14 protein-coding genes and 1 pseudogene are annotated in these 15,452 nt (G+C 38.2%); 6 read left to right on the top strand and 9 right to left on the bottom strand.

Annotated features, from left to right (window positions below):
- The first annotated feature begins 218 nt into the window (after positions 1-218).
- The 3 genes from folD to AN490_RS08565 all read left to right on the top strand — a co-directional run bounded on the left by folD (position 219) and on the right by AN490_RS08565 (position 2,714).
- Positions 219-1,097, top strand: a complete 879-nt coding sequence (folD, locus tag AN490_RS08575) for a bifunctional methylenetetrahydrofolate dehydrogenase/methenyltetrahydrofolate cyclohydrolase FolD (RefSeq protein WP_300001785.1) — start codon at positions 219-221, stop codon at positions 1,095-1,097.
- A gap of 129 nt (positions 1,098-1,226) precedes the next feature.
- Positions 1,227-2,165 (top strand): geranylgeranyl diphosphate synthase CrtE, encoded by a 939-nt coding sequence (gene crtE, locus AN490_RS08570; RefSeq protein ID WP_300001782.1) that lies wholly within the window; start codon positions 1,227-1,229, stop codon positions 2,163-2,165.
- Positions 2,166-2,258: 93 nt separating this feature from the next.
- Complete coding sequence (locus AN490_RS08565) at positions 2,259-2,714, top strand: divergent PAP2 family protein (protein WP_300001779.1); 456 nt, start codon at positions 2,259-2,261, stop codon at positions 2,712-2,714.
- A 152-nt stretch (positions 2,715-2,866) separates the two neighbouring features.
- Here AN490_RS08565 and AN490_RS08560 read toward each other — a convergent pair whose 3' ends face one another.
- The 6 genes from AN490_RS08560 to AN490_RS08535 all read right to left on the bottom strand — a co-directional run bounded on the left by AN490_RS08560 (position 2,867) and on the right by AN490_RS08535 (position 8,544).
- A complete protein-coding gene (locus AN490_RS08560; protein WP_300001776.1) occupies positions 2,867-3,544 on the bottom strand; it encodes a hypothetical protein in 678 nt (225 codons plus the stop codon).
- A gap of 79 nt (positions 3,545-3,623) precedes the next feature.
- Positions 3,624-3,953: an MgPME-cyclase complex family protein gene (locus tag AN490_RS08555; protein WP_053538323.1), complete on the bottom strand. Its 330-nt coding sequence runs from the start codon at positions 3,951-3,953 to the stop codon at positions 3,624-3,626.
- A 153-nt stretch (positions 3,954-4,106) separates the two neighbouring features.
- Complete coding sequence (locus AN490_RS08550) at positions 4,107-4,826, bottom strand: ester cyclase (protein ID WP_300001770.1); 720 nt, start codon at positions 4,824-4,826, stop codon at positions 4,107-4,109.
- Between the two features lie 134 nt (positions 4,827-4,960).
- Positions 4,961-5,686, bottom strand: a complete 726-nt coding sequence (locus AN490_RS08545) for a pyridoxine 5'-phosphate synthase (RefSeq protein ID WP_271836437.1) — start codon at positions 5,684-5,686, stop codon at positions 4,961-4,963.
- Positions 5,687-6,022: 336 nt separating this feature from the next.
- Positions 6,023-8,134: a substrate-binding domain-containing protein gene (locus tag AN490_RS08540; protein ID WP_300001763.1), complete on the bottom strand. Its 2,112-nt coding sequence runs from the start codon at positions 8,132-8,134 to the stop codon at positions 6,023-6,025.
- A gap of 32 nt (positions 8,135-8,166) precedes the next feature.
- Positions 8,167-8,544 (bottom strand): hypothetical protein, encoded by a 378-nt coding sequence (locus tag AN490_RS08535; RefSeq protein WP_300001760.1) that lies wholly within the window; start codon positions 8,542-8,544, stop codon positions 8,167-8,169.
- A 187-nt stretch (positions 8,545-8,731) separates the two neighbouring features.
- Between AN490_RS08535 and AN490_RS08530 the strand changes: the two genes are divergently transcribed.
- On the top strand, positions 8,732-9,535 hold the full coding sequence (locus AN490_RS08530) for a Uma2 family endonuclease (RefSeq protein ID WP_300001758.1): 804 nt from the start codon (positions 8,732-8,734) through the stop codon (positions 9,533-9,535).
- A gap of 110 nt (positions 9,536-9,645) precedes the next feature.
- Here AN490_RS08530 and AN490_RS08525 read toward each other — a convergent pair whose 3' ends face one another.
- A complete protein-coding gene (locus AN490_RS08525; RefSeq protein WP_300001755.1) occupies positions 9,646-10,428 on the bottom strand; it encodes an ABC transporter permease in 783 nt (260 codons plus the stop codon).
- Between the two features lie 126 nt (positions 10,429-10,554).
- Here AN490_RS08525 and AN490_RS08520 point away from each other — a divergent pair, with 126 nt between their 5' ends.
- Positions 10,555-11,157, top strand: coding sequence for a VTT domain-containing protein (locus AN490_RS08520; protein WP_300001752.1), 603 nt, complete (start codon positions 10,555-10,557; stop codon positions 11,155-11,157).
- A gap of 104 nt (positions 11,158-11,261) precedes the next feature.
- Complete coding sequence (locus AN490_RS08515) at positions 11,262-12,980, top strand: ABC transporter ATP-binding protein (protein WP_300001749.1); 1,719 nt, start codon at positions 11,262-11,264, stop codon at positions 12,978-12,980.
- A gap of 669 nt (positions 12,981-13,649) precedes the next feature.
- Here AN490_RS08515 and AN490_RS08510 read toward each other — a convergent pair.
- Positions 13,650-13,760 (bottom strand): annotated as a pseudogene (locus tag AN490_RS08510) (bluetail domain-containing putative surface protein); the annotation flags it as partial.
- 88 nt (positions 13,761-13,848) lie between these two features.
- Positions 13,849-14,940: a four helix bundle protein gene (locus AN490_RS08505; protein WP_300001746.1), complete on the bottom strand. Its 1,092-nt coding sequence runs from the start codon at positions 14,938-14,940 to the stop codon at positions 13,849-13,851.
- Between the last annotated feature and the right edge of the window lie 512 nt (positions 14,941-15,452).

Raw genomic sequence — 15,452 nt, 5'->3', positions numbered from 1 at the left:
GATGTTTCAACACGTAGATGTTTATTGTTCTTACTCACGATTTCATTCTAGCATACCACAGGGATTAAAATCCCTCGTGTCGCTTCCCTCTCAGGGCTAAAGCCACGCTCGTTTCCCACTTACCGCGAGGTCTTATGAGAAAATGAAGAAACAAAAGACCAGGATGCAGATGAAAATAAAAAACTCTTCCCTGTTCCCCGTTCCCTGTTCCCTTGTTTATGAATATACAAACTGCGAAAATCCTTGATGGTAAAGCATTAGCCGATAAAATTCAGCAAGAACTTAGTGAGACAATTAGCAAATTACAAAGTAAAATTGGGCGATCGCCTGGATTAGCGGTATTAATGGTGGGAGATAACCCCGCATCAGCCGCTTATGTTCGCAACAAAGAAAAATCCTGTGCCAAAGTCGGAATTACCTCTTTTGGTAAACACTTTCCTACCGAAACCAGCCAAACCGAACTAGAGGAAGTAATTGCCCAACTCAACGCAGATGATCAAGTAGATGGGATTTTAGTCCAGCTACCCCTTCCCAATCATTTAGATGCTGTCAGTCTATTACATCAAATTGCCCCGGATAAAGACGCTGACGGACTCCACCCTGTGAACTTAGGAAGACTGGTACGAGGTGAAACCGGTTTACGAAGTTGTACTCCTGCCGGTGTGATGCGATTGTTAGCAGAATATAGAATTCCTTTACAGGGCAAAAAAGCCGTAGTCGTAGGACGGAGTATTTTAGTAGGGAAACCGATGGCTTTGATGTTATTAGCAGCTAATGCCACAGTCACAATTGCCCATTCCAAAACCCAGGATTTACAAGATATTACCAAAGATGCTGATATTCTCATTGCTGCCACCGGGATTCCGGGAATGATTAATGCCCAGATGGTAAAACCGGGCGCAGTTGTGGTAGATGTGGGAATAAATCGGGTGACAGATAGCAATGGTAAAAGTCGGTTAGTTGGTGATGTTCAGTTTGAAGCGATCGCTAATGTGGCAGAATATATTACTCCTGTTCCTGGTGGTATCGGTCCAATGACAGTGGCTATGTTATTGCAAAATACTGTTTCTAGCTATTTACAAACCACAGGCAACTGAGAAATAATTTTTATGAATATTCATGATTCCTCACCAAAACCGTGAGTGTTTCCGCCCCAAAGCCCCGTAAAATTGGTAAACAGATCACAAACAGCCCAATATTTTAAACAGTCAAGAGGAATACAAAGCATGGTAGCAACGGATAAAAGATTGGAAACCCCAAAAAAATCAGAGTCGGCTAGTTTTAACCTCGCTACCTATCTCAAACAACGACAACAGCTTTGCGAACAAGCTTTGGATAATTCCATTACCGTCGTTTATCCAGAAAAGATTTATGAAGCCATGCGCTATTCTCTCTTAGCTGGAGGTAAACGAGTTCGTCCTATTCTCTGTCTTGCGACTGCTGACATGATTGGTGGCACAATAGAAATGGCCATGCCTACAGCCTGTGCTGTAGAAATGATTCATACCATGTCATTGATTCATGATGATTTACCCGCCATGGATAATGATGATTATCGTCGCGGTAAACTCACAAATCATAAAGTTTATGGTGAAGATGTGGCTATTTTGGCAGGAGATGGTTTATTGGCTTTAGCTTTTGAACACGTAGCCGCCCAAACTCCTACAAATGTACCTAGGGATAGAGTTTTACAAGTCATCATTCGCCTGGGTAAAGCCTTGGGTGCGGCTGGCTTAGTCGGTGGTCAAGTGGTAGATTTGGAATCGGAAGGTAAGTCAGATATTTCCTTAGAAACCCTGAATTTTATTCATAATCATAAAACCGCAGCTTTGTTAGAAGCTTGTGTAGTTTGTGGGGGAATTATTGCTGGTGCATCTGCCGAAGATGTGCAAAAATTAACTCGTTATTCTCAAAATATCGGTCTGGCTTTCCAAATCATTGATGATATTCTGGATATCACTGCTACCCAAGAGCAGTTAGGTAAAACCGCTGGTAAGGATCTCACAGCCCAGAAAGTCACCTATCCTAGTCTGTGGGGAATTGAAGAATCTCGCGCTAAAGCTCAACATTTAGTTGCTCAAGCTTGTACTGAATTAGCATCCTATGGTGAAAAAGCCATTCCTTTGCAAGCGCTCGCTCACTTTATCATCAGCCGCAATAACTAAGCCCAATTGTGGATTTTAACTAAATTTTGGCTTCTACTGCCGTTTTTCCTCCATACAATCACTGCTTACACTTACTAACTTCACCAAAATACCATGCAGGACATAGGCGAAATTGTTAACAACCGGGTGCTGCTGGTTGCGCTTGTAGCTTGTTTTGTAGCTCAAGGATTAAAGCTTATCGTTGAGCTAATTAAACATCGCAAATTAAATGTGCGTGTTTTAGTGACTACTGGAGGTATGCCCAGCGCCCATTCAGCCCTAGTAACAGCCCTAGCAGACGGCGTTGGCCAAACTTTAGGTTGGGCATCTCCAGAATTTGCTCTAGCTACAGTTTTTGCTATCATCGTTATGTATGATGCCGCTGGAGTACGTCAAGCTGCTGGTAAGCAAGCAAAAATCCTCAATCAAATGATTGATGAATTATTCCATGAAAAACCGGACTTTTTTCAAGACCGTCTCAAGGAATTATTAGGACATACACCAGTTCAAGTTATCGCTGGTTCAGTTTTAGGTGTAGCTATTTCTTGGTTAGCACGGGCTGTTTATTAGTCAGTTGTTCGTTGTCAGTCGTCAGTGGTCAGTTGTCAGTTGTTAACTAAGTAGGTTGACAGGGAACTCTTAACTGGGAACAGGAAGAGAGTTTTGGGCGATTTTACTTTTCTTCACATACCTTTAAATTTTTCAGTTCACCTACTTAACTCTTAACGGACGGTTGAGCGCAGTAAAACTACTTTCCGACCATCTGCTAATATGGCTACAAATCCGCTTTCGCTGAGTTTTTGTAACGTATTGTATGCTTCTTTTTGGTTGGTAGTATAAACTGCCAACAAGTAAGGGCGTTGTCCATAGGAGACAAAACCTACATCACCTCCTACGGATTTTTGCAGGCTACTAACCATTTCTGGACGGTTAAAATAATCAACCAGAATTGCATAACCTTCCCCTAATATTTTGGGGTTATAGGTGATTTTTGAATTTGGTACTTTTGGAGTTGTTTGTGGCACTTGTTGAGGTGCTTGTTGAGGTGCTTGTTGAGGTGCTTGTTGGGTAGCGCGAGTGGTAATAATGGCAGATAAACCAACTATATTCTGAATATACCTTGCCCAGCGATTGGCATCATCAATATTTTTAAACCCACCAATTCGCGTTACTGTTTGATTATTATATTTGCAAATAACTGTTTTTAATTCAGTCGGTAATGCACTACGCAACTGCTTTTGATTTTCAGTTGTGGGACTTACTACTAATAATAAATATTCTCCCGCATTTGGTGGTTGACAATTAGTAAGATTTTGTTGAGCAATAACAGGATTAATATTGCTAATTAAGGGAGTAACTGCTAGTAATAAGGCACTTGGTAAGATTGTTAATATTTGCATAAATTGGTAATTGGTAATTGGTAATTGGGGAAGAGGTGAAATTCTTATATATTACCCGTTCCCCGTTCTCTGTTCCCTATTAAGAAGCTGTGGTAAGGGATGCTAATGGATTTGGTATAGTGTCGCTAGGGGCGGAGAATTCTCCAGTAATCACATACTCTAACCGCAGTTTTAGCCAAGTTATAAATTGCGAATTGGTGGAAATAATGGCTGCCGCAGGTTGGGGACATTTCTTTTTAATACCTGCCATTTTTGGTGTTTCTAAAAAAGCGGGTTGCTTAACTAACCAAAAATCAATTTCTTTTTCTTGTTCATGATAGTTACGAGTCCGTTCTTTGAGAACTTCGTCTATCGGTTCTTGTTCCATAAGAAAGTGTTGACTGGCCAAAACGTAATAGTATGTTTGCATTTTCTTTGCTTGCTGACTAATCTATAATTTTAGGTTACTGTGGTAATATCCCCGACTTCTAGTATTAATTCATCATTTATTAACATCATGAAAGAAGAAGTCGGGGATCTGCTATAATTTTAGGGCGTAGTGTTGAATCTGTACCCTGAGCGATTAACTTTTCTTCAATCCCTTAAACCAAGAACCAAAAGGACAACCACCGCTCTTATTTTCACTATTTTCTAGTTTGCCACCTGCTGTCAGGCTTTCTAAAAATAGGGCATTATCAAAATAGTGTTCTAAGGAAACAATTTTTAAATCGTCGGTAACTTGAGCAATACTCATACCGATAATTTCTACTGTTTTCCCTGTGGGTGCATAACCTTTATACTTACCCTGAAAATGTCCCCAGTGTCGCCATTTAAATGTAACACTGGGAGGACCAGAATAAACCGCCAATACTTCCCAGGGAAATCCTTGAGGAAAGGTACTATGAAAGATATCATGGGATGATTCAAAACTTTCCTCTGAAGCTTTGTAATGTTCAGAATCAGCCATAAATAAATTATAAGTACCTGATTTACCTAATTCGGCAGCGGTGTATTCTTGACCACCATTGCTTGTTACCCGGAATTTGTCATTGACGATAGATAACCACTGTTCGGGGTTAGTTTTCCATGACACTTCCATTTCAAAGGTTCTCACCAGATTTTCAACTATAGCTTCTAGTGTACCTTCGAGATGATGGTGGATACTCTCTTTTGCTAGGTTTTGCTGAGAACGGCTATAGTCAGGGGGTTTTTGATTGCGCCATTGAGCATCAGTGCTGGCTGCAATTACCTTGTCTCTATCTTGTACCCATAGGGGCAAGTTGTTAGACTGTTGAGAATTCATAGTAGGTTGAAGTTTCCAAATGTGACTCTAATTTTCTGGAATTACACAGCTATAACCCCTCTGGAAGAAATTCAAAATTGAGAATTAAAAATTAAAAAAGAAGAAACCCTTTTTAATTTTTAATTTATTAATTTTTAATTGGAACGAAGTGACATTGCTTCTTTCATTTCTCGAACTGCTCTTTCGATACCTACTAAAGCTGCCCGACTAATGATAGTATGACCGATGTTGAGTTCTTCCATGCCTGGAATTGCAGCAATGGGGTAAACGTTCCAGTATGTGAGTCCATGACCTGCATTCACCCGTAAACCTGCTTTAATGGCTTGTTCACAGCCTTGGGCTAATAAAGCTAGTTCTTTTTGGCGAGTTGTTTCGTCTTTGGCTTCCGCATATTGTCCTGTATGTAGTTCAATAAATTTGGCTTTTACCTTGACAGATGCCTCAATTTGTGGTGGTTCGGCATCAATAAACAAACTTACGGGAATGCCAGCATTTTGCAACTTATCAACTATCTCTCCTATTCTAGCAATTTGTCCGACAATATTTAAACCACCTTCTGTTGTTACTTCTTCCCGCTTTTCCGGTACTAAGGTAACATAATCGGGTTTGATATCTAGGGCTATGGCTAACATTTCTGCTGTTGCTGCCATTTCTAGGTTTAAATGGGTTCTCACCGTTTCCCGCAATAGTCGCACGTCTCTATCTTGAATATGTCTTCTATCTTCGCGCAAATGGGCAGTGATTCCATCTGCACCTGCTAATTCTGCGAGAATTGCCGCTGCTATGGGATCTGGTTCTACTGTGCGCCGTGCTTGGCGAATGGTAGCAATGTGGTCAATATTAACACCGAGTGTAGGCACGCCTGGTTTCTCCTGTTTAACGGTTCTTAGATGTTGATTTTAGCGGAAATACCAATTGTGCGGTGAATGGTCATATTATAAAGAAAGATAGTTTTAGGAGTTGGGTTAAGGATAATTTGTAATCGCTATTTAGTAAAGTTGTAAAATTAAGGAATTGGCACAAACTCGTATTTATCAGTTCCAGGTTTTTGTTGAACTTTGATTAAGAAGATGCTATTGTTTATGCGATCGCCTGATTTTGAAAACTGAATTTTTCCTGTTGCACCATTAACTGAAAAATTGTAATTGCTTAATAGATACTTTGCACAAAGATTCAGCAAAGTGAAGCATTAGCAACTATTTATTTTTGTCAAGACCTCCAGTTTCTTGAAGCTGTCTTATCATGTTTTTACCTTGTTCTGTCTGAAGTAGATTTGCATACGCTTCACCAGCTTGCTGTTCTTTTTGACCATTTTCCTTAACCACCACGTAAAAACGAACAGGGAATGGATATTCATCACTGTCAATCGCTTCTATGTTGACTGGATTACGCTTGCCAGGTCCACATTCAGCAGGTGACACGAAGTTTTGTTGCTGGTATGGATAGAAAGTTTTACCCTTATTAATAATAGGTAAAGTCTTAACTCCACACTGTGGCACTATATTTGAGATAGGTCCTACAAAGATTCCCCCAGGTTCTTTAGTGATTTCTCGGAGTCCTTCATTAGTTGTATCAACATAGTTAATATTTTGACCAAAACTTACGATGTTTAAAGTTTTTCTGAACTCATGAGTGCTTGCTGAATTCCTACTACGTATATAAAGCTTAATTGGGATATCTGCTGGAGCACCAGCCTGTCTCCAATTGTCAATCTTTCCACTAAAGATTTCACTTACTTGGTCTTTGGTCAGAGAATTGATCTCTAATTTGGGGTTAACGGCTACTGCTACACCACTTTTAACAACCGGAATTGCTTTAAGACTAAAACGCTTTTTTCCAGCTTCGTCTTTCTCCTCAGAGGAAACATCACGAGATGATAGAGCAAAATCCAGTTCACCATCTATTAACTTCTCAATACCTATTCCAGAACCTTGTACTAAGTCCTTTATTATGTTGATCTCAAATTGAGGATGAGTCTTTTTAATTTCTGATTCTAGCTTTGGGTACATAAAACTCCAGGAAGTGCTGCCACCGTAGTTAAATTTTCCTTTAGGTACATTGTGAACTTGTGCAAATTGGTTGGTAATTTTTATTGGAGGTAACTTACATGGAGGACATTCTTTATCCGGCTTAATATACCATGCTACCGCAAAACTAATAATTCCTAGACTCAATATTCCTATAAAGTATTTAACCTTGATTAGTCCAGGTAAAGGATCAACAACTCCCTTAGATTCGATTAGAGACTGTTTGGCAATTATCGGAGCTTCGATTAAAGCTATATCTTCATCTCTAAGTCCTAACGCTTGCTGAACACGTTTTAGATTAGCACGAGCTTCGTCACTAAGAGGAAAATCATGTTCAATCTCGTTAAGTAAAACCTGCTCATATTGCTGCAATTTCCTTTTATATACTTGTATAGGTTCTAAAACCAAAGTTTCAATTGCAGCAGCATCCTCAGATACTAATTTTAATTGAGTTTGTAAGTCGTCCAATATAATGCGACCAGCAAGAGGAATTTTACCGTTACCACGCTTTACCCAATTATCAACTTCTAGATGATATTTGAGCTTAGGATCATCAATAGGTGCTTTAGCAAGGTTGATTTTATAGCCTTCTTTAATCGCATATATTTCTGGTTTCATAGCTGGAGTAGCTTCCTGTACTGCTTTGGTGGCGTACTCATGCAATTCATCAACGGAAATCCAACCATCTTCATCCTTGTCTGCTGCACCAGTTTCCAGCCCTTCAACTATGTAGCGAGTGTAAATTGAGGTATCTGCCCCTTCTTCTTCAAAAGAATATTGGGTTGAAGTTGAAGAAGTGAGAACAGCCCGCCCTTCTCCACCCAATTGATTTTTGATATCTACAAAACCATCATCTCTCACTAACCACCCCTCAGCAAACGCACCACTAAAGCAACAATCAAGAATCACCACCTCGCGTTTAGAGCGGCTATTCTTCATGACTTGATGGACAACTTTAGCCGATACTGTTGTAGACTGTAGTAAATTTTTACGAGTGTTGTGAGTAGCAAAGTAAAGATTACCCTCTTCATCTTTAATGCCATGACCAGAGAAAAACAGCAGCAAGAGGTCATCTTTTTGACGATCATCAAACAACATTTCGATGGCTTCTTCCATTTCTTGTCGTGGAGGATTTACCAGCACTTTGACCTCATCAAAACCGCCAATGTCTGGGTTTTCCAAAACTTGCTGCATGGCTTCAACATCTTTTGTCGCTGCTGGTAACGGGGTAAGACCAGGCTCATACTCGCTAACTCCTATTAGTAGGGCTATTTTCGCCATCTCGTTATTCTTTCCTTATATTGTGTAATTTCTTAGTTAGCTGCGATAAATTTTTGTGCTAATTCCAGTGCTGCTGTTAGTTCTTTCTGACCATTGGCTTTCACTTTCACTTTTTTTCCGTTGACTTCAACTTCCAATTCAATAGTTTTGTTACGCAAGCGATCGCCCAACCATGCCAACAATTTATAACAATTACTAATAGTGACCTCAGCTTGCAAAGCCCCGACCAAAAAACCACCAACAGATTTACCTCCTTCTGGTATTTCTGTCACTTCTACAAGTCCAGCACTTTCCACATCTAAGTCATTAATGTCTCGCAGCAGATTCCGTGTTTCCCGTTCCTGCTCCTCTGCATCTAAATCTGGATTGGCAAGAGTAATTGTGAATTTAACATTAGATTCTGAACTCATTTTGCACCTGTGAAGTCTTTTAAGGAGTTGACAAACTATATAATATACGCTTGTCTGTAATTTTACTGGATAAAATCGGAAATTTTGATAAATTTTAAGCAATTACCGCTATAGTCAAAGACTTTGAGAAAGCTCTGGGCAGATTATTATAGAAGTTTAGGCTTGATGAAAAAGGCGATAATCACTCATGACTACCGAAAAGAATCTAGCCATTGTGGACAGGGAAGCCCATGACTCATCCACTTATTATGTGTTTGACGATGGTGAAACCCATGACCCACCAACAGACTTAATATTTGATGATGGTGAACCCTTGGAATCATATAGACATCGGACTGGAATGAATGTCCTTATCCGATCATTGCAGCAGCTTTGGTGCGATCGCAATGATTATTTTACTGGGGGCAATATGTTTATTTATTACAGCAGCACCCAGGTTCGTAATCGTGATTTTCGCGGTCCCGATTTCTTCGCTGTTCTCAATATTGATGGTACTAACACTCGACAAGGTTGGGTGGTTTGGGACGAGAATGGTCGCTATCCTGATGTAATTGTGGAATTAATGTCACCTTCTACAGCAGCAATAGATAAAGGTATTAAAAAAGACCTTTATGAACAGACTTTTCGTACCTCGGATTATTTTGTCTATGATCCATTTAATCCTCGTTCTTTACAAGGATGGCATTTAGATGATAATCAAAAGTACCAGCCGTTAATCCCCAATGAAAATGGTTGGCTATGGAGTAGACGTTTAGGTTTATGGTTGGGAACTTGGGAAGGAACGGTAGAAAGGGAAACTACAATTTGGGCGCGGTTTTATGATGTTGCTGGTAATCTAGTTTTATTACCAGAGGAAGCAGCTAAATCGCAAGCAGAAGCAGCTAAATCGCAAGCAGAAGCAGCTAAGGCACGAGAGGAGGAGGCTAAGGCAAAAGCAGCTAGGTTAGCTGCCAGATTACGAGAATTGGGTGAAGATCCAGATATGTTGTAATCGTCAGGTTTCCCAAATCCCCGACTTCTGCTGTCATCATCTCTAGAAATTGCGATTTGTCGTTAGAAGTCGGGGATCTTAATTTTTGCCTGCTCACTCCTGCTGTATAATCAACTGGAAGCACTGGTATAAAAACGGAGGGCAAATCGCCAAAACTGAGTAGAAATAAAGAATAAGACAATTGCTAAAAATACCGCACCTAGCCACCAGGTAAACTGAATTTGACCTAACAGAGACTGGGCTGGAACTGTAGTTAAAAAAGTTACTGGAACTATAAAGGTAAAGAAGAAGCGATAAGCCGCCGGATAGGCTGTAATTGGATATCTTCCAGCATCTAGAAACCCTCTTAATACTTCTGTGACGTTGTATATTTTAACAAACCAAATACTTGTTGCGCTGAGGATAAACCACAGGCTGTAAAGAATGACTAAACCGCAAGCCAAGGGAAAAATAGTCAGTAAGTATTTGTCAATTCCTAAGTTAAGTTTTCTACCAGCGTAGCCAATGATGAGTAAACCGAAGATTAAATCTGGTATTCCCCAGAGGGAAAGGGTATGAATAGATAACCAAAACTGACTACGAATAGGTTTTAATAATACAAAGTCTAAAGTCCCTTCTTGGACATGACGCACAATCCGATTTAAGTTGGGAGCGAGGAAGGTAGCCGAAAAGCCTTGTAATAGGGTGAAAATTCCTAAGACTACTAAAGCTGCGTCCCATGACCAGCCCGTAAAAGTGTAGCCTGTGCGGTAAAATAGGAATAAGCCAAAGATACTACCGATTAAATTACCTAAGCTACTGAAAGCAGAAATGATAAAATTAATACGATATTCCATTTCTGCCGCAATGGCAGCACTCCAAAATAATCTCAACACTTTTAAATATCTTGCCATTTTTCGCCTTTACCCCAATATCTCTTGAATATAAAATAATTTTATCTAAACTTAATATTATTTGGTATTTTTATAATTTATGAACGTTAAAATGTTGAATGCAACTTCTTAAGCAAATCGGATTTTATGCACTTTAATTTACCGGAATTAATTAAATCGCTGGGTTATTTTGGAGTATGGGGAATTATCTTTGCTGAATCTGGTTTATTGATTGGGTTTTTTCTCCCTGGTGATAGTTTACTATTTACGGCTGGATTTGTTGCTTCTCAAAACTTGCTAAATATTTGGGTACTGATTTTTGGTGCGTTTTTTTGTGCTGTATTAGGTGATAATGTCGGGTATTTTACAGGGCATAAATTTGGCAGAAAATTATTTGAGAAGGATGATTCTTGGTTATTTCGTAAAAAACATATTGTGAAAACTCAAGATTTTTATGAAAAGCATGGTAAAAAAACAATTGTCTTAGCTAGATTTATGCCAATTGTGAGGACTTTTGCGCCGATTGTAGCAGGTATTGGGGCTATGCACTATCGGTCTTTTATGTCTTATAACTTAATCGGTGGTTTTGTTTGGACATTTGGGATTACTTTGTTAGGATTTTTCCTGGGAAAAACTTTACCAGCGGAACAGTTAGATAAGTATCTTTTACCAATAATTGGCTTAATTGTTGTTGTTTCTTTATTGCCATCTGTTATTCATATAATTAAAGAAAATAGAGCTAATAAATGATCAAATGCTTTGTTTTGATGACAGTTTACCAATCCCTATTCCCAAATATGACCAAAAGCTGGTAGCGTCAAACAAAGGAAAATATTTTTTGTGGATGTGACAACTTGAAAACACGTTCTAATTATTGGCAACTTTTACCCTATATCCGCACCCAATGGCAACCTATTGCTAAGGGTTTTGTCGGGATTTTGGGATATGTACTGGCAACTTTAACCCTGATTAATGTCGCGGGTAAGTTGGCAGTTCCCTTCGGGAATGGTAATGTATTAGCGATCGCTCAATTAGCCGGAATCAGTGCTGCTATATTTCTTGTGCGCGGCTTTTTTCAGTCTGTACAAGATTTATACATGGCTAAGGCAGCGTTAAGAATCGCTTTTTATCTCCGGCAACAGGTTTATACTCATTTACAAAAACTCAATCTCAGCTATTTTGAAACTGCTAAAGCTGGAGATTTATCTTATCGTCTCACGGAAGATGTTGACAGGGTGGGAGAAGTTATTAATAAACTTTTTCATGATTTTACTCCCTGTGTTTTGCAATTAATTGCTATTCCCATTTACATGATTTATTTAAATTGGCAACTTACCTTAGCGACGGTAATTGTTGCTCCAATTATGGGAATTTTAATTGGTTGGTTTGGGGAACGTTTACGGAAATATTCTCTCAAAAGTCAAAGTCGTATTTCTGATTTATCAGCTATTTTAACGGAAGTTTTTAGCGGGATTCGATTGATTCAAGCTTTTGCTGCGGAAAAATACGAAATTGATAGATTTAGTCATGAAGCAGAACGCAGTTTTAAAGCTAAATATTCAGTCGAAAGATTAAAGGCTATTCAAATTCCCATTGTCGGATTTTTAGAAGCTCTCAGTGCGTTATCTTTATTAATGGTAGGAACTTGGCAAATATCTCAACGTAATTTAACTGTCGGTGAATTTTTTAGTTATTTAACAGCAGCAGCTTTGTTAATTGATCCTATTGGTCATACTACTAATAATTATAATGAATTTAAACAAGGTGAGGCATCAGTTGATCGGGTTTTTGAGTTATTAGCAATTCAACCAACGGTATTAGAAAAACCAGATGCTATTACACTTCCATCTGTTAATGGTAAAGTTGAATATTGCCATATTACTTTTGCCTATAAATCAGGAGAACCTGTATTAAATAATATTAGTTTATTAGTCATGCCAGGTCAAGCTATTGCTCTGGTTGGTGCTTCTGGGGCTGGTAAAACTACTTTTGTGAATCTATTACCTCGATTTTATGATCCTGAATTTGGGGACATTTTTATTGATGATGTAAATATTCGAGATGTGACTTTAAATAGTTTAAGAAAACAGATTGGGATTGTTCCTCAAGAAACAATTATGTTTTCGGGAACTATTGCCCAAAATATCGCTTTTGGACAAAATATTTTTGATATTAACGCAGTGGAATCAGCGGCTAAAATTGCTAATGCTGATCAATTTATTCAGCAACTACCGGAAGGTTATCATACTTGGGTAGGAGAGCGAGGTGTGAATTTATCCGGGGGACAAAGACAGCGAATTGCGATCGCTCGTGCAGTCCTGCTCAATCCGCAAATATTGATCCTTGATGAAGCCACATCAGCGTTAGATTCGGAATCAGAAGCTTTGGTACAAGAGGCTTTGGAGAGATTAATGGAAAACCGCACGGTGTTAATTATTGCCCATAGATTGTCAACGGTGCGGAAGTGCGATCGCATTTTGGTGTTAGAAAAAGGGCAAATTGTGGAGTCAGGAAATCATGAGGAATTATTAGGATTAGAAGGGAGATATGCCCGGTATTATGCTCAACAATAAGATCCATAAGAATAAGATCCTCGACTTCTTAGAAAAGTCGGGGATCTGAAATTCTCGCAAGGGATACGAGACGCTACTGCAAACGCTATAATCCAATAATATGCTCATAGTTTAATCCCCAGCGTTCTTTCTCAGATAGATCAGTTTTCATCGCTTTATCATAAGTTTAAATTATCCTAAACTAAGAATACTTTTGATATTTATAACTTATAGTAATTTGCCTTTAGATTTTCTTAATAATTAATTGAGAATTTTTTCTATTTATCAACGAGGTTGCAATACTTTCCGCGATTTGCTATAATTTCAGAGAATTTCATAATTGGGTTACTCTTGTCAATTTTGGATCTTTTAGAAGATGTTAATCTGAAACCCTTTATTGACAGTAGTTTCAGAAATTATTTTCCCCGACTGATACAAAACTTTACAAAATTAATAGCTGTTTCTTCAACAATTTTAGCCATGGATTTGCTCAGAAATGATCTAATTTGAGAGATAGTAAAAATTTACTATTGACAAATTGACGAAAACGTGATAATTAACCTGTCAATATTATTAATTTTAGTGATATTAAATCAACATGAATTACCTTAACTTCGATATATGTAAGGGTTTAGCAGTGCTAAACCCCTACATATCGTATCAATTACAGGATGGTTTGCTGAATATCCCCTAAACAATCACAAAATTATTAACATTCAATGTTCCTGTTAATCCTGTGACTTCAATGATGGCATCATTAGCAGCATTAAACCCTACGATTGCATCATTAATAGCCACAAAAGTTCTGGCTCTTCGGTACTTGTTATGCTAAACCGAGAAATTGAGAGAAGGGAACAGGGAACTCTTAACTGGGAACAGGGGAAAAATTTTAATTTTCTAGTTTTTTAATAAGACTAATAATCATTCTACTTTCTTTTTTTAATAAATTAAGAATCATTTCTACATCTTTTTCTGAACATAATCCTACTCGGTGAGATAAAATTAGATGAGTTTCTAATTCATTAACTGACCCTTGAGCTATGTTTAAAAATCTTATATATTCTCCTCTATATCTTCGTCCATATCCTTCGGATATATTAGCTGGAATAGATACAGCACTTCTTCTAATTTGTTGAACCATACCATATAACTCATCTTTGGGAAAAAGTTTAGTGAGGAAATAGCATCTTTGAGCAATATCCATTCCTTTTTGCCAAATTATTAAGTCTTTAAAGTCATTAATATCTGACATTCTTCCTGTTCCCTGTTCCCTCCAGTTTAGCATACTAAGTCCGGTAGAGCCAAAGTTCTTTGTCCAAAACTGAATTGAGCAGCATAATCTGAACCAAAGGCTGCTAATTTTGCCCTGAAAGATTTGTTGTCCACCATTGTTAATAGCAGTTGGGGTATTTGTTCCCACTTGGGCAAAGAACTTATTAGCGGTATCTTTGACTAATTTAGTGTTACCTGATGATTCAACTGTGGTGTAAGGACTGCCAATAATACCATCACCATTGGTATCTATGCCAAAATTAGTTTCTTGAGTGAAAGCTGCCGCAGAATTTAATGCAAATTTTCCTTCAGAAGAAACCCAATTCCAGTTATTATCTAAACGCCAAATATGCAGATAGTCTCCGGCGGTATTCTTCCAGAGAACTTGGTTTTGACTATTCACAGTTTCCGCTGCTAGGGTTTGCCATCCTGCGTAAATATTTTGAAAGATTTGTTGTCCACCATTGTTAATAGCAGTTGGGATAGTTTGCCCCACCTGAGCAAAGAATTTGTTGGTGGTATCTTTAACTAATTTAGTGTTACCTGATGATTCAATTGAGATATAAGGATTGCCAGCAGGACTACCAATATAACCATCACCATTGGTATCTATGCCGAAAATAGGAGCAAAGAATTTGTTGGTGGTATCTTTAACTAATTTAGTGTTACCTGATGATTCAACTGTGGTGTATTGATAGGAATTTGCCATGAGTACAAAACCTTCTGTTTATTAGCTCTAAAAATGTTATGTTTATTCAACATACTCAACTGCTGACTGACTTCCGTACTGAGAAGCACTGACTTATCGTGACTTATAACTGACCTCTATTAATACATAGTCTGTAGTTAAAAATATAATTAACTATGCCACATATTTAACTGGCATAAAGATAAGAATATACGTAAGATATAATTGGAAAATCCAATATATACTGATGATGTTATACATTAATCCAGGATAAGTAATGTCAAGATCACTATGCCTTATTCTTGTGTAAGGGTAATTCATGTAGCTTGCTTCCCGCAGGGTATTACCTACAATTTGATTCTGTTTTGCGAAAGTCCTATAACTAAAAATCAAATTTCATGTTCTCAATAGCATAAATAAAGAAAAAATAGTTGGTTTTAACCGACTTTAGCTATGAGACAGGAAATTTATTCCCTGGATTTTATCTTTTTTATAGAATCTATCGAATCTATCGAATCAACCGATTTAATTAA

The organism is Anabaena sp. AL09 (assembly GCF_001672255.1).
In the GTDB taxonomy this organism is placed as follows: Bacteria; Cyanobacteriota; Cyanobacteriia; order Cyanobacteriales; family Nostocaceae; genus Dolichospermum; species Dolichospermum lemmermannii.
This window is presented reverse-complemented; position numbering and strand designations above follow the sequence as displayed.